This is a genomic window from Micromonospora sp. NPDC048040 (assembly GCF_055587185.1).
This window is the reverse complement of the sequence record NZ_JBVJGT010000054.1, coordinates 17,742-38,587: the sequence shown is the minus strand read 5'-3', so window position 1 is coordinate 38,587 and position 20,846 is coordinate 17,742. Positions and strand designations below refer to the sequence as shown.

At 75.0% G+C, this 20,846-nt stretch carries 19 protein-coding genes and 1 pseudogene; 14 read left to right on the top strand and 6 right to left on the bottom strand.

The annotated features are described in order from the left end of the window. Nucleotides 1-15: 15 nt before the first annotated feature. Genes ACZ6O2_RS30520 through ACZ6O2_RS30510 form a run of 3 tightly spaced genes read right to left on the bottom strand, consistent with a single transcriptional unit; the run spans nt 16 to nt 2,457 of the window. Nucleotides 16-882 carry a hypothetical protein gene (locus tag ACZ6O2_RS30520; RefSeq protein WP_466025300.1) on the bottom strand — a complete coding sequence of 289 codons (867 nt, stop codon included), beginning with the start codon at nt 880-882 and terminating at the stop codon, nt 16-18. Between the two features lies 1 nt (nt 883). Beyond that, nucleotides 884-1,522 carry a SigE family RNA polymerase sigma factor gene (locus tag ACZ6O2_RS30515; protein ID WP_466025299.1) on the bottom strand — a complete coding sequence of 213 codons (639 nt, stop codon included), beginning with the start codon at nt 1,520-1,522 and terminating at the stop codon, nt 884-886. Between the two features lie 5 nt (nt 1,523-1,527). After that, a complete protein-coding gene (locus ACZ6O2_RS30510) occupies nt 1,528-2,457 on the bottom strand; it encodes a hypothetical protein (RefSeq protein ID WP_466025298.1) in 930 nt (309 codons plus the stop codon). A gap of 232 nt (nt 2,458-2,689) precedes the next feature. Here ACZ6O2_RS30510 and ACZ6O2_RS30505 point away from each other — a divergent pair, with 232 nt between their 5' ends. Together ACZ6O2_RS30505 and ACZ6O2_RS30500 are read left to right on the top strand one after the other, a co-directional pair. Next, nucleotides 2,690-3,280, top strand: a complete 591-nt coding sequence (locus ACZ6O2_RS30505) for an NADH-quinone oxidoreductase subunit B (RefSeq protein WP_363708215.1) — start codon at nt 2,690-2,692, stop codon at nt 3,278-3,280. 98 nt (nt 3,281-3,378) lie between these two features. Further along, nucleotides 3,379-4,695 (top strand): DUF2252 domain-containing protein, encoded by a 1,317-nt coding sequence (locus ACZ6O2_RS30500; RefSeq protein ID WP_466025297.1) that lies wholly within the window; start codon nt 3,379-3,381, stop codon nt 4,693-4,695. A 6-nt stretch (nt 4,696-4,701) separates the two neighbouring features. On the opposite strand, the gene ACZ6O2_RS30495 is transcribed toward ACZ6O2_RS30500, so the two are convergent. Continuing rightward, complete coding sequence (locus ACZ6O2_RS30495) at nt 4,702-5,748, bottom strand: glucose 1-dehydrogenase (RefSeq protein ID WP_357460141.1); 1,047 nt, start codon at nt 5,746-5,748, stop codon at nt 4,702-4,704. Between the two features lie 148 nt (nt 5,749-5,896). Here ACZ6O2_RS30495 and ACZ6O2_RS30490 point away from each other — a divergent pair. Next, a pseudogene (locus ACZ6O2_RS30490) lies at nt 5,897-6,496 on the top strand (NADH-quinone oxidoreductase subunit C); the annotation flags it as partial. A 305-nt stretch (nt 6,497-6,801) separates the two neighbouring features. Beyond that, on the top strand, nt 6,802-7,764 hold the full coding sequence (locus ACZ6O2_RS30485; protein WP_350711593.1) for a complex I subunit 1/NuoH family protein: 963 nt from the start codon (nt 6,802-6,804) through the stop codon (nt 7,762-7,764). 104 nt (nt 7,765-7,868) lie between these two features. Here the strand turns inward: ACZ6O2_RS30485 and ACZ6O2_RS30480 are convergent, their stop codons facing one another. Next, a complete protein-coding gene (locus ACZ6O2_RS30480; protein ID WP_466025308.1) occupies nt 7,869-8,888 on the bottom strand; it encodes a glutathione S-transferase family protein in 1,020 nt (339 codons plus the stop codon). A gap of 240 nt (nt 8,889-9,128) precedes the next feature. Here ACZ6O2_RS30480 and ACZ6O2_RS30475 point away from each other — a divergent pair, with 240 nt between their 5' ends. The 9 genes from ACZ6O2_RS30475 (at nt 9,129) to ACZ6O2_RS30435 (ending at nt 18,834) form a co-directional block, all read left to right on the top strand. Next, complete coding sequence (locus tag ACZ6O2_RS30475) at nt 9,129-9,557, top strand: ester cyclase (RefSeq protein ID WP_466025296.1); 429 nt, start codon at nt 9,129-9,131, stop codon at nt 9,555-9,557. Between the two features lie 88 nt (nt 9,558-9,645). Further along, nucleotides 9,646-10,272, top strand: a complete 627-nt coding sequence (locus ACZ6O2_RS30470; RefSeq protein WP_357460145.1) for a NuoI/complex I 23 kDa subunit family protein — start codon at nt 9,646-9,648, stop codon at nt 10,270-10,272. Next, nucleotides 10,269-10,862, top strand: a complete 594-nt coding sequence (locus ACZ6O2_RS30465; protein WP_466025295.1) for an NADH-quinone oxidoreductase subunit J family protein — start codon at nt 10,269-10,271, stop codon at nt 10,860-10,862. The genes ACZ6O2_RS30470 and ACZ6O2_RS30465 overlap by 4 nt, the downstream gene beginning before the upstream one ends. Further along, entirely contained in the window at nt 10,859-11,353 is a 495-nt protein-coding gene (gene nuoK / locus ACZ6O2_RS30460) for an NADH-quinone oxidoreductase subunit NuoK (RefSeq protein WP_466025294.1), read from the top strand. The genes ACZ6O2_RS30465 and nuoK overlap by 4 nt, the downstream gene beginning before the upstream one ends. Beyond that, a complete protein-coding gene (locus tag ACZ6O2_RS30455) occupies nt 11,350-13,287 on the top strand; it encodes an NADH-quinone oxidoreductase subunit 5 family protein (RefSeq protein ID WP_466025293.1) in 1,938 nt (645 codons plus the stop codon). Before nuoK ends, ACZ6O2_RS30455 begins: the two co-directional genes overlap by 4 nt. After that, on the top strand, nt 13,284-14,789 hold the full coding sequence (locus ACZ6O2_RS30450; RefSeq protein ID WP_466025292.1) for a complex I subunit 4 family protein: 1,506 nt from the start codon (nt 13,284-13,286) through the stop codon (nt 14,787-14,789). The genes ACZ6O2_RS30455 and ACZ6O2_RS30450 overlap by 4 nt, the downstream gene beginning before the upstream one ends. Before the next feature lie 40 nt (nt 14,790-14,829). Further along, on the top strand, nt 14,830-16,365 hold the full coding sequence (locus ACZ6O2_RS30445; RefSeq protein ID WP_466025291.1) for an NADH-quinone oxidoreductase subunit N: 1,536 nt from the start codon (nt 14,830-14,832) through the stop codon (nt 16,363-16,365). Between the two features lie 188 nt (nt 16,366-16,553). Continuing rightward, on the top strand, nt 16,554-17,429 hold the full coding sequence (gene htpX, locus ACZ6O2_RS30440) for a zinc metalloprotease HtpX (RefSeq protein WP_350711578.1): 876 nt from the start codon (nt 16,554-16,556) through the stop codon (nt 17,427-17,429). A 145-nt stretch (nt 17,430-17,574) separates the two neighbouring features. Further along, nucleotides 17,575-18,834, top strand: a complete 1,260-nt coding sequence (locus ACZ6O2_RS30435; protein ID WP_357460159.1) for an MFS transporter — start codon at nt 17,575-17,577, stop codon at nt 18,832-18,834. 75 nt (nt 18,835-18,909) lie between these two features. On the opposite strand, the gene ACZ6O2_RS30430 is transcribed toward ACZ6O2_RS30435, so the two are convergent. Further along, nucleotides 18,910-19,353 carry a MarR family winged helix-turn-helix transcriptional regulator gene (locus ACZ6O2_RS30430; RefSeq protein WP_466025290.1) on the bottom strand — a complete coding sequence of 148 codons (444 nt, stop codon included), beginning with the start codon at nt 19,351-19,353 and terminating at the stop codon, nt 18,910-18,912. Between the two features lie 74 nt (nt 19,354-19,427). On the opposite strand from ACZ6O2_RS30430, the gene ACZ6O2_RS30425 reads away from it, so the two are divergent. Beyond that, nucleotides 19,428-20,690, top strand: coding sequence for a multidrug effflux MFS transporter (locus ACZ6O2_RS30425; RefSeq protein ID WP_466025289.1), 1,263 nt, complete (start codon nt 19,428-19,430; stop codon nt 20,688-20,690). Nucleotides 20,691-20,846: the final 156 nt, after the last annotated feature.

The window sequence follows — 20,846 nt, the reverse complement described above, 5'->3', positions numbered from 1 at the left end:
TCCTCCCGGCACGGGTCACGCGGTGGGCAGCCTGAGGTCGGTCGGAGCGGTGTTGTCGGCGGGGGTGCGGTCGGCGGGGAAGGCGCCCCGCACGTTCGCCCGGACGGTCAGCGCGAAGCCGGTGAGTGTGCGGGCCGGCCCGCCCGGCGCTACGTCCACCCGCACCCGGAACCGGTACGACCGGGAGCCCCCCGCCGGGATCTGGCTGTCACCGGTGCAGAACATCGTCTTCGTGTCGTCGTTCTGGCCCTGGTGGAAGCAGCCGCCGATGCCGGTGCCGTCGAGGTTGATCGTCGCCTCCACCGGCAGCACCACGATCAGGTCCCCGCTGTCGTACGCGCGGGTGCCGGCGTTGGCCATGGTGACGTCGAGCCAGCCGGTGTAGGCGCCGCCGGACGGTTGCAGGGTGAGGGCGCGCGGGGCGTCGATCGACAGGTCGACGTACCGGGCCGAGGTCGCCGACGGCGTGCCGCTGGGGCGGGGCCCGGACGGGGCCGGCGCGCCGGTGGGCGGTGCCGGCGTCGCCGTGCGGCTCGGCGTCGCCGAGGGGGTGCCGCCGCTCGGGGCCGCGGACGGGCTGGACGGTGACGGGTCGGGTGGGGTCGATCCGGTCGAGGGCCAGGCGGAGGGAAGGTCGGTGGGGTCGGTCGCCGTCGCCGGCGCGGGCGGCAGGCGGACTGCGCTCCCGGCCAGCCCCACCGCGCCGGCCAGCAGGACGACCGCCGTCGCCACCGCCGGGACGGCGGTCCGGTTGCGCAGCCGGCGGTACGCCCGACGGCGCGGCTCGTCCGGATCAGGGTCGGTGACCTGACGCAGACCGGCGGAGCGCAGTTCGGCGAAGGCGCCCGCCAGCCGGTCGGGACCCAGGTCCCGCTGGTCCATCTCAGTCCACCGTCCTTCGGGTCGGGGTTGCCGCCGGGCGGCTGCCGTCCGGATGCTCCGGGCCGTTGTCGGAGAGGCTGGCGGCGAGTGTCGTGCGGGCGCGGTGCAGCCAGGACTTGACCGTTCCGGGGGCCACCGCGCACTCCTCGGCGATCTCGCCGACAGTCAGTTCGGCCAGGTAGTACAGCACCACCGCGCGTCGCTGCCGGGCCGGCAGCGTACGGAGTGCGGTGGCGAGCGCGACCCGGTCCGGGCCCGGTCCGTCCACCACCTCCAGCCGCTGGCGCTGGTGGAACAGCCGGGCCGTTCGCAGCCGGCGCCACCGGCTGACGCCCGCGTTCCAGGCCACCCGGCGGACCCAGGCCACCGGGTCGTCGTACCGGGCGATCCGGTGCCAGCGCGGCCACGCCCGGCTGAACGCCTCCTGCACCAGGTCCTGGGCCTCGCCCATGTCGCCGACGAACGCGTACAACTGCACCACCAGCGGCTGGAAGTGGTGGCGGTAGACGTCGTCGAAGCCGGGACCGGCATCCTCCACCACCGCGGCCCTCACCTCGATCGTCGGTCGCTCCGTCCCGCGTGGCGGAGGGGTGGTGCGCGGCCGTGGGGTCACCCACGGCCGCGCATCGGTCTGCGTCATTGTCGTCAGTCGACGGCGGTGACGGTGAACGCGGCGGTGTTGTCGGCCGGGTCGACGTCGAGCCGCTCGCCGTCCCAGCCGAATACGGCGTACAGCCGTACCGAGCCCGTGCCCAGGTCGCCCGGGGCGACCTCCGCGGGCGCGCGGAGCAGCAGCGACACGGTGCGCTCCTCACCCGGCAGGAACCGCCCGCCGGGCACGGTGCAGGCGCCGGCGCAGGTCTCCTCCGGCTCGATGCCGGCGAGGCTGACCCCGGCCGGCAGCGTCGGCTCCAGCCAGTACGCGTCGTGTGCGGCGTCGCCCGCGACCCGCACGGTCACCGGCAGCCGGCCCCGCCAGCTCCCGTCCTCCTGCCGGGTCAGGGTCGCCGCCCCCACCGCCAGCGACGCGTCCGTCAGGGTGTCCCAGACGTACGGCTGCGGGTCGCGCAGCGAGCCGGTGGTGGAGCGGAACAACGTGCTGAACTCGCTGGTGTCGTTGGTCGGGTTGGCGTCCCCGGTCTCCACCGTCACCCGACCCGCCGGGGCGGACATGGCGTGGTCGCGCGGGGTGGTCGACACCCGGAAGTCGACGGTGAACCGTCGGCGCTCACCCGGCTGGAGGGCCCCGCCGGGAACCATGCAGTAGATCGTGCGCACCGGGTTCGGGCTGCCGGAGAAGCACGGATCCGCCGGGGTGAGCCCGGCGAAGGCACCCGGCACGGGCTCGGTGACGGTCAGGTTGAGGGTGCCGGCCTGCACGCCCCGGTAGGTGACGGTCACCGGCAGGCTGCCGGCGTACCCACGATCGGTCGGTTCGAGCACCAGCTGGCCGACCGACACCGACGTGTCGGCGGGCACGGCTGCGGCCTGTGCGGCGGGCGCCGCCGCGCCGAGCAGGGCGAGCCCCGCGCCCAGGATGCCGGCGGCGAGCCGACGGGCGATGGTACGTGCCATGTTCGTGTCCTCCAGTTCCCCGTGTTCCGCCCGCGGCCCTCGCCGTCGGGCGGTGTTACGGGCAAGACACCTGCCACCCCCGGGAACGGTTGCGACCGGACGAACACGAACTGACGTCGCCTACCCGACAGTGGCGCGGTCGGGGCGCCGGCGGCCGGCGGCGCGGAGCGACCGGTCGGTGCCGCCGGCGGCTGTGGTTGACTTGGGACGGGCTCGGGGAAGGGGGGCGGTCGTGCAGGTGCCGGGAGTGCTCGGCGAGCCGATCCGGTTCGTGCTGAACTGGGGCCGCCGCTACTCGCTCTGGGTCTTCAACTTCGGCCTGGCCTGCTGCGCGATCGAGTTCATCGCCACCAGCATGGGCCGGCACGACTTCATGCGGCTGGGCGTGATCCCCTTCGCGCACGGCCCCCGGCAGGCCGACCTGATGGTGGTCTCCGGGACGGTCACCGACAAGATGGCCCCCGCCATCAAGCGGCTCTACGACCAGATGCCCGAGCCGAAGTACGTCATCTCGTTCGGCGCGTGCTCCAACTGCGGCGGCCCCTACTGGGACTCCTACTCGGTGACCAAGGGCGTCGACCAGCTCATCCCGGTCGACGTCTACGTGCCGGGCTGCCCGCCCCGGCCGGAGGCGCTGCTGCACGGCATCCTGCGCCTCCAGGAGAAGATCGCCGCCGAGCAGTCCGGGATCGGCGGGGTGCCCCGGCCGGACGCGCTCGCCGCGCCGGTCGACGCCCCGCCCGCCGACGCCGGCTCCACCGGCGCGGTCCCGCGCTCGGCGGAGTCGCTGACCGCCCCGCCGGTCCGCCCGCCCGCCCGCTGAGGCGCGTCCCCGCCCGCGCCGACCCCGGCCGTCGGGTCGGGAAGGGCCGGTCGGCCGGACGACACCCCGGGTGGTCGGCGGGGGCTAGCCTGCGCACCATGAGCCAGTCCGCGGACCAGCGTTCCGCCCACATCGTCCACGTGCTCACCGAGGAGTTCGGCGAGTCGATGGCGCTCGACCCGGCCGCCTTCCGGCGCAAGTTCCGCAAGATGGCCGCGTCGCCGTTCGCCTTCTACCGGGGCAGCGCCTCGCTGTTCTACGCCGACCAGCTCGGCGCCTTCGCCGACGACCGGTTCCTCGACGAGCGGACCAGCCGGGTGTGGATCCACGGCGACCTGCACGCGGAGAACTTCGGCACGTACATGAACGCCTCCGGGCAGCTCGTGTTCAACGTCAACGACTTCGACGAGGCGTACGTCGGGCCGTTCAGCTGGGACCTGAAGCGCCTGGCGGCCAGCGTGGCCCTGCTCGGCTACGCCAAGGCGCTCTCCGACCGGGCGATCAGCGACCTGGTCGCCGGCTTCGCCGGGTCGTACCTGACGGAGCTGCGGGCCATCGCCGCCGGCGGCGACGACGCGATCGGCTCGATCACCCTGGACAACGCCGACGGGGTGCTGCGCCGGGTGCTCCAGCAGGCCCGGCTCAACACCCGGGTCGACCTGCTCGCCACGCAGACCACCATCGACAACTACGAGCGGCGGTTCTCCCTCGGCGACGGCGTCTTCGAGGTCGACGGCGAGACCCGGGCGAAGGTGTGCGCCGCGTTCGAGGCCTACCTCGGCACGCTGCCGGTCTCCTCGGCCCGGCTGCGCCCGGTGGCGGCACACATCAAGGACGTGGTGCTGCGCAAGGGGGTGGGCATCGGCTCGGCCGGGCTGCCGTCGTACAACCTGCTGCTGGAGGGGCACACCCAGGCGCTGGAGAACGACGTCGTCATCTACATGAAGCAGGCCCAGGTGCCGGCGGTCGCCCGGCACATCGCCGACGAGTCGATCGCGGGCTACTTCCAGCACCAGGGGCACCGCACCGCCGAGTCGCAGCGGGCGCTCCAGGCGCACGCCGACCCGTGGCTGGGCTTCACCGAGCTGGACGGGATCGGCCAGCTCGTCGCCGAGGTCTCCCCGTACGCGGCCGACCTCGACTGGGCCGACGTGAACGAGCCGGAGGAGCTGGCCGGGGTGCTGGCCGACCTGGGCCGGGCGGTCGCCCGGATGCACTCGGTCGCCGACGACGAGTCGAGCCACGACCTGGTGGACTACTCCACCGAGGAGGCCATCGTGGCGGCGGTGGACGCCGACGAGGCGGGTTTCGTCGCACACCTCGTCGACTTCGCCCACGCGTACGGGGTGCGGGCCCGGCAGGACCACCAGCTCTTCGTCGACCTGTTCCGCAACGGCCGGCTGCCCGGCCTCTGAGCGGCGTCAGGAGGCGAACTCCAGCACCACCTTGATGTCGTCCGGTTCGGAGGTGTACGCCTCGGCGTACGCCTCCACCGGCACGCGGCGGGTGATCAGCGAGCTGAGCCACGACTGGTCGGCGCGGGTCAGCGCCTCGGCGGCCTGGTCCCAGTGCCGCCGGTTGGCGTTCACCGACCCGAACACCACGTTGTTCTCCAGCACCAGGGCGCGGTTGAGCGCCCCCGCGTCGAAGTCGATGGTCCGCCCGCCGCTGGACACCCCGGTCAGGCAGACGATGCCGGTCGGCCCGGCCTGGCACATCACGTCCAGCACGACGACCGGCGCCCCGGTGCACTCCAGCACCACGTCCGGTGCGAAGTCCAGCTCGCTGACCGGCACGGTGTGGTAGGTCGCCCCGAGCGCCCGGACCAGCTCCGGCTTCGGCCCGGTCGTGCTGCGGTCCAGCACGTGCACGGCGAGCCCGCGCTGCGTGGCCAGCAGCGCGGCCAGCAGGCCGATCGGCCCGGCCCCGGTGACCAGCACGGTCTGCGGCTGCCACTCGGCGCGGGCGCCGATCCGCTCGATGTGGTCCCACGCCTTCGCCACCACGCTGGTCGGCTCCAGCAGCATGCCGACCGGGGCGAGCGCCCGGTCCAGCCCGACGGCGAACCGGGGCTGCACCCGCCACCGGTCCCGGGCGAAGCCGGGCAGCGCCTTGATGCCGTGCTCGGTGAACTGCCCGTTGCGGCACATGTCCCACTCGCCGACCGCGCAGTTCGGGCAGGGCACCGGGTCGGGGTGCCGGACGATGCCGGCCACCAGGTCGCCGGGTTGCAGGGTGCCGGTCGGGTCCTCCAGCACCCGGCCCAGCGACTCGTGCCCCAGCACCAGCCGGTCCGTGCCGGGCGGCGCCTCGCCGTACTCGCCGGCGATGATCTCGTGGTCGGTGCCGCAGATCCCGACCGACAGCGCCTCGACCAGGATCGAGCCCTCCTCGGGCGACGGCTCGGGATGGTCCTCCACCAGCCGCAGGGAGTCGGCGACACCAGGGGCGACAGTCACAGCACGCACGGCCTCATCTTTCCCCGCCGGCCGGCCCGCCGCCGGGCAAAGCGGCCAGATCGCCCGCGAACCGGCGGGACCGGCCGGGGCCGTCCGCCGCCCGGGGGCCTCGGCTCGCTCCGGCGGCCCCCGCGGGAGAGGCCCTAGGATCAGCGGCATGACTCCGGAAGAGGTCGGCCAGCGGATGGTCGCGCTGCTCGCGCCCGCCGAGGCCACCCCGTCGGTCTCCGGCGGTCAGGCGCACGCCCGCGCCACCGTCGACGTACCCCCGGCGGCCTGGCCGGACGCGCTCCGCGCCGCCCGCGACGACGCGGAGCTGGCCTGCGACTTCTTCGACTGGCTCTCCGCCGTCGACGAGCTGGCCGGCGGCTTCGACGTGGTGGCGCACCTCTGGTCCACCGCCCACCGGCACGGCCTCCTGCTGCGCACCCGCGTGCCCCGCGAGGCGCCGGCTGTCGCCTCGGTGGTCGACGTCTACCCCGGAGCCGCCTGGCACGAGCGGGAGACGCACGAGATGTTCGGCATCGACTTCCCCGGCCACGCCGGGCTGGCGCCGCTGCTGCTGCCGCCCGAGTTCGAGGGGCACCCGCTGCGTAAGGAGTTCGTGCTCGCCTCGCGGGTGGCCAAGCCGTGGCCGGGCGCCAAGGAACCGGGCGAGTCCGAGGCCGGGGGCGGGCGCCGACCGGTCCGCCCGCCGGGCGTGCCCGCGCCGGGGGAGTGGGGGACGACGCCGACGCCGGCCGGCGCGGGCGGTGCCGGCGAGGGCCCGCGCGGCGGCGTCCCGGCCCGCCCGGCCCGGGAGCGGCCCGCCCGGCCGGCCCCGGGGGCCCGTCCGGCCCGTACCGCCCGGCCCGCCGGTGCCGCCGACGGCCCCGCGCCGGCCGACCCGACCGCGGCCGACGGTCCGGGGGCAACCGGCCCGACCGCTGCCGACGCCGGTCCGCTGCCGGGTGCGCCCGGTGGGCGTGGCGAGGGGACCGCCCGCTCCGGACCGCCGGCCGACCGGCCGTCCCGGCAGGGGCCGGCCGCGACCGAGCGGGCCGACGACGGAGGTACGCCCTGATGCCGCTGTGGTTGGAGCTGGTGATCCGGGTGGGCGGCGTGCTCGTCGCCTTCCTGACCCTGCCGCTGCTGGTCGGCCAGGCCGAGCACAAGGTGATGGCGCACATGCAGGGCCGGCTCGGCCCGATGTACGCGGGCGGCTTCCACGGCTGGGCCCAGCTGGTCGCCGACGGCGTGAAGTTCGTGCAGAAGGAGGACGTCACGCCCCGGGAGGCGGACCGGGCGGTCTTCCGGCTCGCCCCGGCGGTGGCGCTCGTGCCCTACCTGCTGGTCCTGCTCGTGATCCCGCTCGGCCCGGACGACCTGGTCGGGCAGCCGCTCGACATCGGCCTGTTCTTCGTGCTGGCCGTCGTCGGGGTGGGCGTGCTGGCGGTGCTGATGTCGGCATGGGCGTCGGCCAACAAGTACAGCCTGCTCGGCGGCCTGCGCGGGGCGGCCCAGCTGCTCGGCTACGAACTGCCGCTGGTGCTGGCCGCCGCGTCGGTCGCGATGGCGGCCGGCACGCTCAGCCTCTCCGGGATCGTGGCGGCGTGGCAGCCGTGGTGGCTGCTCTGGCAGGCCCCCGCCATGGTCGTCTTCTTCCTCGCCGGGCTCGCCGAGATCCGCCGCCCGCCGTTCGACATGCCGGTCGCCGACTCGGAGCTGGTCTTCGGCTACATGACCGAGTACACGGGCCTGCGGTTCGCCTTCTTCCTGCTCGCCGAGTACGTCGGCATCGTGGTGATCGCGGCGCTCACCACCGTGCTCTTCCTCGGCGGCTGGCAGGGGCCGTTCGCCGACGCGCAGCTCGGCTGGCTGTGGACCCTGCTGAAGGTCTTCGCCGTCTCCTTCGTGATCATCTGGCTCCGGGTGTCCTACCCCCGCCTGCGCGAGGACCAGCTCCAGCGCCTCTGCTGGCTCGTCCTGGTCCCCGTCTCCCTGGGCCAGCTCGTCCTGACGGCCGCCGTCCGCATAGCCCTCTGACCCCTCCCTCCAAACCCCTTCGTCTTTCTCGTCGATCTTGCACCTTGGCCCGGTCGTTTCGGGACAGAGGTGCGTCTGGTGGGCGCAAGGTGCAAGACCGGCGGTTAGGACAGGGGAGTGTGGGTGGGGTCGACCCGCTCCTCGGGCGGGGGCGGCGGGGGCGGGGTGCCGTTGCCGAAGGGGCGACCGCCGAGGGCCTCCCGGCCGTGCGGGGTGAGCCAGTTCGCCAGGTCGGGGCCGAGCGGCACCACCCCGGTCGGGTTGATGTCGCGGTGCACCTCGTAGTAGTGCCGCTTGATGTGGTCGAAGTCCACCGTGTCGCCGAAGCCGGGGGTCTGGAACAGGTCCCGGGCGTACGCCCAGAGCACCGGCATCTCGGTCAGCTTGCTCCGGTTGCACTTGAAGTGGCCGTGGTAGACCGGGTCGAAGCGGACCAGCGTGGTGAACAGCCGCACGTCGGCCTCGGTGACGGTGTCGCCGACCAGGTAGCGCTGCCCGGCCAGCCGGTCGCTCAGCCAGTCCAGCCGGTCGAAGAGCCGGTGGTACGCCTTCTCGTACGCCCCCTGGTCGCCGGCGAAGCCGCACCGGTAGACGCCGTTGTTGACGTCCCGGAACAGGATCGCGCTCAGCTCGTCGATCTCGTCGCGCAGCCGCTCCGGGTAGAGCTCGGGCGCGCCCGCCCGGTGGTACGCCGTCCACTCGGTGGACAGGTCGAGGCTCATCTGCCCGAAGTCGTTGGTGACCACCTGCCCGGTCGGCACGTCCACGACCGCCGGCACGGTGATGCCCCGCTCGTAGCCGGGGAACCGCGCGAAGTACGCCTCCGCCAGCCGCTCGATGCCGAGCACCGGGTCGCGCCCGCCCGGGTCCAGGTCGAACGTCCAGCTCCGCTTGTCGTGGGTCGGGCCGGCCACCGCCATCGAGATCGCGTCCTCCAGCCCGAGCAGCCGCCGGACGATGATCAGTCGGTTCGCCCACGGGCAGGCGCGGCTGACGGCCAGCCGGTACCGGCCGGGCTGCACCGGCCAGCCGTCCCGGCCGTCGGCGGTGATCCGGGTGGCGATGTAACGCTGGTCCCGGGTGAACTCGCCGCCCGGCTCGACGTACCTGCCGCCGGTCCGCATCAGCACCTCGTCGCCGCTGGCCGTGCCGCCGCCGCGGCCCTCGGTGGTGTCGCCCACGCCCGCCCCCTCCGCCGTCGCCTGTCGCTCGTTCCATCATGGCGGGTTCCGCCGCCCGCCGGTGTACCGAGCGCCAACCCTCCGCCGGCGCACCGCGCGCCAGCCCGCCGCGCCCGCGCGGGCTCCTCCCCGGCGCGGCCGGCGTTCGGGTCGGGCGGCCCGGCCGGCGGTTACGCTGCCGCGATGACCGATGTGGAGGCGACGGCCCGGCGCTTCATCGCCGACGTGTGGAACGCCGCGCGGGAGGAGTCGGCGTACGAGCTGGTCGCGCCGGAGTGCCCGGGGCTGGGCGGCGCCGGCCCGGAGGCGACGCTGGCGTGGCACCGGGAACGCCGTGCCGCCTTCCCCGACCTGCGCTACAAGATCGTGGACGTGGTGGCCGCCGGGAACCGGGTGGCGGTGCACTGGCGGGCAGCCGGCACCCAGGTCGGCCGGTTCGGGCCGGTGCCGCCGACCGGACAGGTGGTCAGCTACTCGGGGGCGAGTTTCCTGCGCTTCGACGACGCAGGCCGCATCGCCGACGTGTGGAGCTGCAACGAGCTGTTCCAGCTCCTCCAGCAGCTCGGCGTCGAGATGCTCCCGCCCGGCGGCGTCGGAGGAACCGGGGCGTGATCCGGCTGAGCGGCGAGTCGTAGCGACGGGTGGCGGTACGCCGGTCAACCCCGGGTGGTGGTCGCGCGCACGGGGGCCACAGGGCAGGATGGTCGGCATGACCGACCGCAGCGAGCGCAGCGAGCCGGGCGGCGCCGGCCCAGAACGTGGCCTGCCGGGCGCGGGCCTGGTCAAGGGGCTCGCGGTCACGCTGAAGACGATGACCCGCCGCTCGACCACCCAGCAGTACCCCGACGTCGCCCCCGAGCTGCCGCCCCGCTCGCGCGGGGTGATCGCGCTGCTGGAGGAGAACTGCACGGTCTGCATGCTCTGCGCGCGGGAGTGCCCGGACTGGTGCATCTACATCGACTCGCACAAGGAGGAGGTGGCGGTGCCCGGCGCCGCCCGCCCCCGCCAGCGCAACGTGCTCGACCGGTTCGACATCGACTTCTCGCTCTGCATGTACTGCGGCATCTGCGTGGAGGTCTGCCCCTTCGACGCGCTCTACTGGTCCCCTGAGTTCGAGTACGCCGAGTACGACATCAAGGACCTGCTCCACGACAAGGACCACCTGGGGCAGTGGATGGGCACCGTGCCGCCGCCGCCCGCGCACGACCCGAACGGCGAGCCGGCCAAGGAGGAGACCACCGCCGCGCGCAAGGCCGCGGTCCCGGCGGCCCCCGCCGCCCGCCCCGCCGCCCCGCCCGTACGCCCCGAGCCCGAGGCCGGCGCATGACCGGTGCGGACGTGCTGCTGCTCGCCCTCGGCGCGGTGGCGGTCGGTTCGGGGGTGCTGGTGGTGGCCACCCGGCACCTGGTGCGGGCCGGTCTCTACCTCGTGGTCTGCCTCGGCGCGCTGGCCGGGATGTACCTGGTGCTCACCGCCGAGCTGGTGGCCTGGGTGCAGGTGCTCATCTACGTCGGCGCGGTGGTGGTGCTGCTGCTGTTCGCGGTGATGCTCACCCGCGCCCCGATCGGCGCCTCCGACGACCTGGACCGGCCCGGCTGGCCCGCGGCGCTGATCGGCGCTGGCACCGGGTCGGGCCTGGCGGCCCTGCTGGTCGACGCCTACCGCTGGACGGCCGTGGACCTGCCCGACGCGGGCACCGCGGAACGCCTGGGCGACCAGATCTTCCGGAGCTGGGTGCTCCCGTTCGAGGTGCTCTCGGTGCTGCTGCTGGCCGCCCTGGTCGGCGCGATCGTGCTCTCCCGCCCCGACATCGGCCGGCCCGGCACCGACCGGTCCGGCACGGACCGGTCCGGCGGGCGGCCGGGGACGGCGACCACCGGGAGCGGTCCGGGCGGCGACGGCGGGCGGTCGCGGTGAGGCCGGTCATCCCGTACGTCACCGCCGCGCTGCTGTTCGGCCTCGGCGTCTACGGCGTGCTGCGTCGGCGCAACGCGGTGCTGGTGCTGATGGCCGTCGAGCTGATGCTCAACGCGGTCAACCTGATCCTGGTCACCGCCGACACCACCGTGCGGGCGCAGTTGCCGCACGGCGGGCAGGTCTTCGCGCTCTTCGTGATCGTGCTGGCCGCCGCCGAGATCGGGGTCGGCCTGGCGATCGTGCTCCAGCTCTACCGGCTGCGGGCCAGCGTCGCCGTCGACGAGGTCCCGCTGACCGAGCGCCCGCCGACCGCTCGTCCGGCCGGGCCGGCCGTGGCCGGGGTCGCCGCCGGGACCGACACCAGGCCGGGGTCCGCCGCCGGGACCGATGCCCGGTCCGGATCCACCGCCGGGACCGATGCCCGGTCCGGATCCGCCGCCGGGACCGGCGGCCCATCCGGATCCGCCGACCGTCCGGAGGGGGAGCGGTGAGCACGACCACGACGCTCGGCGCGCTGCTGCCGGCCGTACCGCTGGTCGCGGGCCTGCTCGGCCTGCTGCTGCCGCCCTCGCCGCGCGGCGCCGGGACGGGCGGGGACCGGGCGCGCCGGACGGCGATCGCGCTCGGCGTGGCCGGGGCGGCCGGCGCGCTGACGCTCGCCGTCGCCCTGCTGGTCACCCTCGACCGGCCGGTCGAGGCGTCCACCACCTGGGTCGACCTGGGCGGGCTGACCGTGACCCTCGGGGTCCGGCTCGACTCGGCCGCCGCGCTGGTGGCCGTCGCGGTCGCCGCGGTGGCCCTGGCCGTGCAGGTCTACTCGATCGGCTACCTGCGCCGGGGTCCGCACGACGACGTCGACGCCGACCACCGCTACCCGCCGTACGCGGCGCAGATCAGCCTCTTCACCGCCGCCATGCTGCTGGTGGTGGTCGCCGGTGACCTGATCCTGCTGCTGGTTGGCTGGGAGGTGATGGGCATCTGCTCCTACCTGCTCATCGCCCACGACCGTCGGCTGCCCGAGGCGCCGGCCGCCGCGATGAAGGCGTTCCTGGTGACCCGCGTCGGCGACGTCGGCTTCCTCCTCGGCATCGCGCTGCTGGGCGTCTCGGCCGGCAGCTTCCGGATCGCCGACGTGCTCGCGCACGACCACGGCACCGGCACGCTGACCGCCGCCTGCCTGCTGCTGCTCGCCGGGGTGGCCGGCAAGAGCGCCCAGTTCCCGCTGCACACCTGGCTGCCGGACGCGATGGCCGGCCCGACGCCGATCTCGGCGCTGATCCACGCCGCCACCATGGTCGCCGCCGGCGTGTACGCGGTGACCCGCCTCTACCCGCTGTTCGAGGCCACCCCGGTCGCGCTGGCCGTGCTGGGGGTCATGGCCTCGGTCACCCTGCTGCTCGGCGCGTTCGCCGCCACCGCCCAGGACGACCTCAAGCGGGTGCTGGCCTGGTCGACGGTCTCCCAGATCGGCTACATGACCGGCGCGCTCGCGGTCGGCTCGACTCCCGCCGCGCTGTTCCACCTGCTCACCCACGCCGCGTTCAAGGCGCTGCTCTTCCTCGCCGCCGGCGCGGTGATCCACGCGGTCGGCACCACGCTGATGTCCCGGATGGGTGGGCTGCGCCGCGCCATGCCGGTCACCTTCTGGTGCACGGTGGTCGGCCTGGGCGCCCTGGCCGGGCTGCCCCCGCTGTCGGGCTTCTGGAGCAAGGACGGCGTGCTCGCCGCCGCCGGGGACGCCGCCCTGCACGGCACCGGGCCGGCTCCGTCCTGGGTGGGCTGGCTGGTCTGGCTGGCCGGGCTGGTCGGCGTCGCGGTAACCGCCTGGTACGCCACCCGCCTGCTGCTGCGCACCTTCTTCGGCGAGACGCGGATCCCGCTGGCCCACCCGCACGACCCGCCCGCCGTGATGCGCTGGCCGGTGCTGCTGCTCGCCGTACCGGCCGCCCTGCTCGGCCTCGCCGGCTTCGACTGGGCCTTCGCCCGCCGGCTGCTGCTCACGCCCACCGCCGGCGCGCCGGCCGGGGAGCACGCCCTGATCCACGTCGGTCCGGAGCTGCTACTGCCGCTGGCGCTGCTGGCCGTCGGGGCGGGGCTGGCCTGGCTCCGCTGGCGGCGGGACCCGGCCGCCGACCCGGCGACCGCGCTGGGCCCGCTGCGGCCGGTCTTCGCCGCCGCGTTCCGGCTCGACGACGTCCAGCGTGCCCTGGTCGTACGCCCGACGGCGGCGGTGGCCCGGGCGACGCGTACGGCCGACGAGGTGGTGGTGGACGGCGCGGTCGAGGGCAGCGGCCGGGCCGCGCTCGGCCTCGGCGGCGGGCTGGCGGCCCTGCACCGGGCCGCGCTGCCACGCGCGGCAGCCGGGGTGCTCGCCGGCGCGCTGCTGATCGGGCTGGCCGCCGTGCTGATCGGAGTTTCGGCATGAGCCTCGGAGAGTTCCTGCTGGTCGCGGTGCTGGCGCTGCCGGCGCTGGGCGCGCTCGCGGTGGCCGCGACGCCCCGGGAGCGGGCGGCCCGGGCGCTCGGTACGGCCGTCGCCGCGCTGACCCTGGTGGCCGCCGCGCTGCTCGTCCTCGGCGAGCGCGGCTGGACCGCCTACGCGGCCGGCGTCCCCGCCGTGCGCCCGTGGCACCGGCTCGACCTGCCCTGGGTACCCGGTCTGGACCTGCGCTTCCACCTCGGGGTGGACGGCATCTCCTGGCCGCTGGTCGTGCTGACGGCCCTGCTCACCCTGCTCTGCTGCGCCTACACCATGTGGCGGGTGCCCGAGGGCGGCAGCGGGCGGGCGCTGGTGGCGCTGCTGCTGGTCGTCGAGGTCGGCATCCTCGGCACCTTCCTCGCCCTCGACCTCGTGCTGTTCTTCGTGTTCTTCGAGGTCGTCCTCCTGCCGATGTACGCGGTCATCGCCGGCTGGGGCGGCGCGGACCGGCGGCGGGCGGCCCGCAAGTTCGCCCTCTACACGCTGTTCGGCTCGGTGCTGCTGCTGGTCGGCGTCTACACGGTGGTGGCCGCCGCGGGCACCGCCGACATCGTGGCGCTCACCGGCGGAGCCGGGTTGTCCCGGGGCACCCAGCTCGCCGCGTTCACCCTGCTCGCGCTGGCGTTCGCGGTGAAGAGCCCGCTCTGGCCGCTGCACTCCTGGCTGCCCGACGCGCACACCCAGGCGCCCACCGTCGGCAGCGTCGTCCTCGCCGGGGTGCTGCTCAAGATGGGCACGTACGGGCTGATCCGGATCGCGGTCGGAGTGGCGCCGGAGGGCGCCCGCTGGGCCGCCCCGGTGCTTGGCGTGCTCGCGGTCGCGGCGATCCTGGTCGGGTCGCTGGTCTGCCTCGCGCAGCGCGAGCTGAAACGGCTGATCGCGTACTCCAGCGTGGGGCACATGGGCTTCGTGCTGCTCGGGGTCGCCACGCTCACCACCACCGGCATCCAGGCGGCCCTGATCGGCAACGTCGCGCACGGGGTGATCACCGGCCTGCTGTTCTTCCTCGCCGGCGCGGTCAAGGACCGTACGCACACCGGGGCGCTCGACGACCTCTCCGGGCTGCGGGAGACCGCGCCCCGGCTCGCCGGGCTGCTCGGCTTCGCCGCCGTCGCCTCGCTCGGCCTGCCCGGGCTCGCCGGCTTCTGGGGCGAGGCGTTCGCGGTGGTGGCCGCCGTCGAGGTCGGCGGGCCGCTCTGGACCACCCTGGGCGTGCTGGCCGCGCTCGGCGGGGCGCTCACCGCGGCGTACTTCCTGCGGCTGCTGCGGCAGGTGACGCACGGGCGGCCCAGCCCGGCGGTCGGGCGGCTGACCCCCGGACTGGCCGGCGCGGAACTGGCCGCGTGGGCGCCGCTGGTGCTGCTGGCCCTCGCGGTCGGTCTGGCCCCGACCCTGGTGCTCGGCGTCGCCGAGGCCCCCGTGGACGCCCTGGTGGAGGTGCTGCGATGAGCGAGCCGGGCCGTCGGAACGGACGCGGCGAGGTGTCGGCGTGAGCGTGGTGCAGAGCGTCGACAACGTGGCGCTGCTCCCGGCGTACCTGGCCGCCGGGACGGCCGTGCTGGTGCTGCTCGCCGACCTCCTGGTCGCCCGCTCCCGGGTCACGCTGGCGACGGCCGCCGTCGGCGCGGTCGCCACGGCGCTCGGCGCGGCCCTGGTCGGCGGCGGGGACGAGCGGCGGACGTTCTGCGTCGGCCCCGACTGCTCGTACGTCTTCGGCGGCCGGGCCGCCCTGGTCGCCGCGGTCGTCGCCCTGCTCACGCTCGGGGTGCTCGCACTGTCGGGGCCGCTGCTGCGGGCGGGGCAGTCGCCGACGGGGGAGTACTGCTTCCTGCTCGCCTGCTCGATGACGGGCGGCGTGGTGCTCGGTGCGGCCGGCGACCTGATCACCCTGGTCGTGGCGCTGGAGACGCTCACCCTGCCGCTCTACGTGCTCGTCGGGCTGCGCCGGGGCAGCCTGGCCAGCGCCGAGGCGGCCGTCACCTTCTTCGTGGTCAGCGTGGTCGCCACCACGCTGACCCTGCTGGGGGCGGCGCTGCTCTACGCGGCCACGGGCGGGCTGCACCTGGGCCGGCTCGGCGCGATCCTGACCGACCGGCCGGATCTGCTCGACCTGCCGTTGACCACCGCCGCCGTGGCGCTGATCGTGCTGGGGCTGGCGTTCAAGGTGGCGGCGGTGCCCTTCCACGCGTGGGCGCCGGCGACCTACGACGGCGCGCCGCTGCCGGTGGCGGCATACCTCTCCACCGCCTCGAAGCTGGGTGGCGTGGTGGCTCTGCTCGCCGTCGTGCAGCACGCGCTGCCGGCCGACGTGACGGGGCCGGTGCTCGCCCTGCTCGCGGTGCTGACGATGACCGTGGGCAACCTGGTGGCACTGCGCCAGCGGCGTACGGTCCGGCTGCTCGCCTGGTCCTCGGTGGCCCAGGCCGGCTACATCCTCGCCCCGCTCGGCGCGTTGGCGCTGGCCGCCGGACGCACCGCCGACGCCCGCACCGCCGCGTACGCGGCCGCCGTCGCGTACGCCGTCTTCTTCGTGGTGCTGGAGCTGGCGGCCTTCGCGGCCGTGGTGGCGTTGCGCCCGGCGGGCGCGGACGGCGGCACGGTCGACGACCTGCGCGGTGCGGGCCGGCGGCACCCGTGGCGGGCGGCGGCGCTGGGGTTGGCGCTGGTCGGGCTCGCCGGTCTGCCGCCGGGGCTGGCCGGCCTCTTCGCCAAGGTGACCGTGGTCCGTTCGCTGCTGGACGGCGGCGCGGGTTGGCTGGCCCTGGTGGTGGCCGTGAACGCGGTGCTCGGCCTCGCCTACTACCTGCGCGTCACCGCCGCCCTCTGGGCCGCCCCGCCCGTGGCTCCGACGGCCCCGATCGCCGGGCCCACCGCCCCCGCCGGTGGGTACGCCACGCCGGCCGGCGCCCCGGCCCCCGCCGCCGTGCGGGCCGGGACGGTGGGCGCGGCGCTGGTCGTGGCGACCGTGGTGGCCGTGGTGATCGGTTTCGCTCCGCAACTCGTGCTCGACCTCGCCGCCCGCTGACGGACCCGTCAGGCGGCGGCTCCAGGCGGCGGCTCCCGCGCCCGGATTCCCGCTGATCGCGGCGGTAATCCGGGCGGGCACTCCGGACATCCCAGGCAACTCACAGCCATGAGGCGGATGGTTGACGGGTACCGGGTTGTTGAACCGGTCAGCGGGTCCCGCGTGATCCGCGCACCGAAGGAGTGATCGTGCACCACAACCGTCTGAAGACCGCCGCGTTGCTCGGCCTGCTCACCTCGCTGATCCTGGCGGTGGGCTACTGGTTCGGCGGCAGTGGCGGACTGGTCATCGCCGTCGTCGTCTCGCTGCTGATGAACGGCGTCACCTACTTCTACTCCGACAAGCTCGCGCTGCGCTCGATGCGGGCGCAACCGGTCAGCGAGGCACAGTTCCCCGAGCTGTACCGGATGGTCCGCGAGCTGGCCACCGAGGCCGGGCAGCCGATGCCGCGCCTCTACGTGAGCCCGACGTCCCAGCCCAACGCGTTCGCCACCGGGCGGAACCCGCAGCACGCGGCCGTCTGCGTGACCCAGGGGATCACCGAGATCCTCGACTACCGGGAGCTGCGCGGGGTGATCGGCCACGAGCTGTCGCACGTCTACAACCGGGACATCCTCATCTCCAGCGTGGCGGCCGGTCTGGCCGGCATCATCACCATGCTGGCGAACATCGCCTGGTTCATCCCGCTGGGCGGTGGCGACGACGAGGACTCCCCGAACCCGATCGTGCTGCTGCTCACCATCGTCCTGGGCCCGATCGCGGCCACCGTCATCCAGCTCGCGATCAGCCGCAGCCGGGAGTTCCAGGCGGACGCCTCCGGCGCCCGGCTGACCCGGGACCCGCTGGCCCTGGCCAGCGCCCTGCGGAAGATCCACATGGGCACCCAGCGCCGGCCGCTGCCGGCCCAGGGGCAGCTCACCAGCACCGCCCACCTGATGATCGACAACCCGTTCCGGGGCGGCGGCGTGGCCGCGCTCTTCTCCACCCACCCGCGGATGGAGGAGCGGGTCGCGCGCCTGGAGCAGATGGCCGCGAGCAGCGGCCCGGTGCAGTTCCAGCGCTGAGGCGTTGATCACCTATCCGCCCGTGCCCGGCGCCGCCGGGCACGGGCGGACCGATGTGTGAGCGTGTTAACCGTTTCGTCCCAAGGCCGGCCGGCGTTAGGGTCGGAAGGGCTTTCCGCTCATTACACTCCCTTGGAGGTCGACCGTGGCCGCACTGCGCCAGTACCTGGGCGTCTGGCGGATCCCCGGGGCGCCGATGCTGCTGGTGACCGGCATCATCGGTCGGCTCGGGATCGGGATGACGCCGCTGGCGCTGCTGCTGGTCGTCGAGCAGGTCACCGGGCGATACTCGCTGGCCGCCGTCGCCGGGGGCATCTACGCCCTGGCCGGTGCCGCGCTCAGCCCCGTGGCCGGCCGGATCGCCGACCGGATCGGCCCCAGCCCCGTGCTGCTCGGCACGGCGGTCGCCCACCCGCTCGCCCTGATCGGCCTGCTCTGGTCCGCCCGCGCCGACGCCGGCAGCCTGGCGCTGGTCTTCGTGGCCTCCGGCGTGGCCGGGGCGACGTACCCGCCGCTGACCGCCGCGATCCGGGGCGCCTGGAACGACCTGACCTCGCCCGCGTCGGGCCGGCGGCAGCTGCGCAACACCGCGCTCGCCGCCGAGACCACCCTCTTCGAGATCGTCTTCGTGCTCGGCCCCCTGCTGGTCGCCGGCTTCATCCTGGTCGCCGACGCCGGGGCCGCCCTGGTCGGTTCGGCCGTGGTGACCCTCGTCGGCACCACCGCGGTGGCGCTGGGCCGGGTGATGCGGGGCTGGCAGCCGCACCCGCGCGAGCACCACACCAGAGGGCTCGGGCCGCTGCGCGTCCCCGGCTTCCCGGCGCTGCTGCTCTGCGTGGCCAGCCTCGGCATCGCCTTCGGCGCGGCCGGCGTGACCGTGCCCGCGTTCGCGACCGACTACACCTCCGACGACCCGGACAGCCTCGCCGGCGTACTGCTGGCCGTCTGGGGTGTCGGCAGCGCGGTGGGTGGGTTCTGGTTCGGCGTCCGCAAGCCGGCCCGGAACATGACCCGGCAGTTCGCGCTGCTGCTCGCCGCGGTGGCCGGCAGCTTCGCCGTCTTCGCGGTGATGCCCACCCCGGCGGCGCTCGGCACCGCCCTGGTGATCGGCGGCGCCACGATCGCGCCCGCGCTCACCCTGGAGAACACCCTGGTCGGCCGGATCTCGCCGACCAGCATGCTCAACGAGGCGTACACCTGGGTGGTGACCATGTCGGTGGGTGCCAGCGCCGCCGGCGGCGCGGTGGCCGGCCTCATCGTCGACCACGCCGGCGGGGTGCCGTGGGCGTTCCTCTTCGCCGGGGCGGCGGTCGCCGTCGGAGCCGGGATCGCGGCCCTGCCCACCGGCCCCATCGCCCGCGCGGAGGCCACCGCGGTACGCGCCGAGGACCTCGTGCCCGCCTGACCCGCACCGCCGGCCGCTGGCTGGTCCCGGCCATCGAGCTGTTCCGGCACCGGCTGTCTCGGCCACCGGCGGGGGTCAGCGTTGCTGCGTCATCCGGTCGGCGAGGCGACGCAGCGCCGGCGCGGCGGCGAGCAGCGCCTCCCGGTCGGCGTCGTCCAGGCCCGCCAGCGCGGCGCCGAGCAGGTCCCGCCGGTGCCGGCCGTACGCGGCGATCCGCTCCCGCGCCGCGTCGGTCAGTTCCAGGCGGACGGTCCGCCGGTTGACCGGGTCCCGGTCCCGGCGCAGCAGCCCGCCGGAGGTCAGCTCGCCGACCAGCGTGCTGACCGTGTTGGGCGCGGTGCCCAGCCGCTCCGCGGCCTCGCGGACGCCGACGCCCGGCTGCCGCTGCACCAGCCGCAGCACCTCCACCTGCGCGTCCGGCAGGGCGACGCGGCCGGCCCGCTGGCTGGCCGCCCGGCGCAGCACCCGGTGCAGGTCGCCGAGGGCTCCGCTGAGCAGGTCCACCGTCTCGTCCGTCACAGGACACTCTCCCCGCTGCAACAACTCTGTAGGCAGAGCTATCGTATGCGGGCCGCCGCCACGGAGGGACCGCCATGCCGCACGCCACCGCGCCGCCCGTACGCCCGGACGAGCGCGTCGCCGTGCCGACGGGACGGGCCGCCGCGGTGCTGCTGGTGCTGCTCGGCACGATCACCGCGTTCGGGCCGCTCTCCCTGGACACCTACCTGCCGGCGTTCCCGGAGATGACCCGCGACCTGGCCGCCAGCCAGGCACAGATCCAGCTCTCCCTCACCACCTGCCTGATCGGCATGGCACTCGGCCAACTCGTCACCGGCCCGCTCAGCGACCGCTGGGGCCGGCGCCGGCCGGTGCTCGTAGGCGTCGGCGCGTACACCCTGCTGTCGCTGCTCTGCGCGGCCGTGCCGTCGGCCGAGGCCCTGGCCGCGGCGCGGTTCGCGCAGGGCTTCGCCGGCGGCATGGGCGTGGTCGTCGCGCGCGCCGTCGTCCGCGACCTCTACGCCGGCCGGGACGCCGCGAAGTACTTCTCCCGGCTCACCCTGGTATTCGGCATCGCCCCGATGGCCGCGCCGGCCTTCGGCAGCCTGGTGCTGCGCTTCGGCTCCTGGCGTACCGTCTTCGTCGCCCTCGCGGTGATCGGCGCCCTGCTCGCCGCCGCCGTCGCGTGGCGGCTGCCGGAGACGCTGCCCGCATCCCGACGCAGCACCGGCGGCCTCGCCGCCACGGCCGCCGCCGGCCGCTCGCTCTTCACCGACCGGATCTTCCTGGGGTACGCGCTGGCGCAGGGGCTCGCCTTCGCCGGACTGTTCGCCTACATCTCCGGATCGTCCTTCGTCTTCCAGGACGTCCTCGGCGTCTCGGCCGGCACGTTCAGCCTGATCTTCGGCGTCAACGCGCTCGCCCTGGTCGCCGTCGGTCAGGCCAACGCCCGCCTGCTGGACCGCTTCGAGCCCCGCAGGCTGCTGATCGGGCCGCTCGGGGTGGGGGTGCTGGCCGCCGCCGCGGTGCTCGCGGGCGCGCTGCTCGACGCCCTGCCGCTGGTGGCGGTGGCCCTGTTCGTCTTCGTCGGATCACTCGGCATGGTGACGCCGAACGGCACCGCGCTCGCCCTGGACCGGCACGCCGCCCACGCCGGCACCGCCGCCGCACTGCTGGGCGCCATCCAGTCGGTGGTGGGGGCGGCAGCGGCGCCGCTGGTCGGGCTGGGTGGGGAGGGCACCGCCGTCCCGATGGCCGTGGTGATCACCGGTGCGGCGATCGCCTCCCTCGCCGTCGTCCTCACCCTGGCCCGCCCGCGCCGGTCCACCACGGCGACCTCCGCCGAGGGCAGACTGTGAGCATGGCGGGGCCGATTCCCGTCGGTGGTAGGTGGCGGCGTCAGATGTTGAAGTCCCGAATCGCGGCGCCGCCCGACGCGGCCGTCGCCACGGTTGAAGCGGTCAGCGGACGCGGTACTCGTCGTCGGTGGCCGGATTGCCCCGGTCCTTGCCAGC

Coding starts and splice junctions, on each gene's coding strand:
- ACZ6O2_RS30485 (WP_350711593.1), top strand. CDS start 6,802: ATGCCGCTGTGGTTGGAGCTGGTGATCCGGGTGGGCGGCGTGCTCGTC.
- ACZ6O2_RS30425 (WP_466025289.1), top strand. CDS start 19,428: ATGCCGCACGCCACCGCGCCGCCCGTACGCCCGGACGAGCGCGTCGCC.
- ACZ6O2_RS30520 (WP_466025300.1), bottom strand. CDS start 882: ATGGACCAGCGGGACCTGGGTCCCGACCGGCTGGCGGGCGCCTTCGCC.
- ACZ6O2_RS30470 (WP_357460145.1), top strand. CDS start 9,646: ATGGTCGGCATGACCGACCGCAGCGAGCGCAGCGAGCCGGGCGGCGCC.
- ACZ6O2_RS30475 (WP_466025296.1), top strand. CDS start 9,129: ATGACCGATGTGGAGGCGACGGCCCGGCGCTTCATCGCCGACGTGTGG.
- ACZ6O2_RS30515 (WP_466025299.1), bottom strand. CDS start 1,522: ATGACGCAGACCGATGCGCGGCCGTGGGTGACCCCACGGCCGCGCACC.
- ACZ6O2_RS30450 (WP_466025292.1), top strand. CDS start 13,284: ATGAGCCTCGGAGAGTTCCTGCTGGTCGCGGTGCTGGCGCTGCCGGCG.
- ACZ6O2_RS30480 (WP_466025308.1), bottom strand. CDS start 8,888: ATGCGGACCGGCGGCAGGTACGTCGAGCCGGGCGGCGAGTTCACCCGG.
- ACZ6O2_RS30500 (WP_466025297.1), top strand. CDS start 3,379: ATGAGCCAGTCCGCGGACCAGCGTTCCGCCCACATCGTCCACGTGCTC.
- ACZ6O2_RS30510 (WP_466025298.1), bottom strand. CDS start 2,457: ATGGCACGTACCATCGCCCGTCGGCTCGCCGCCGGCATCCTGGGCGCG.
- ACZ6O2_RS30465 (WP_466025295.1), top strand. CDS start 10,269: ATGACCGGTGCGGACGTGCTGCTGCTCGCCCTCGGCGCGGTGGCGGTC.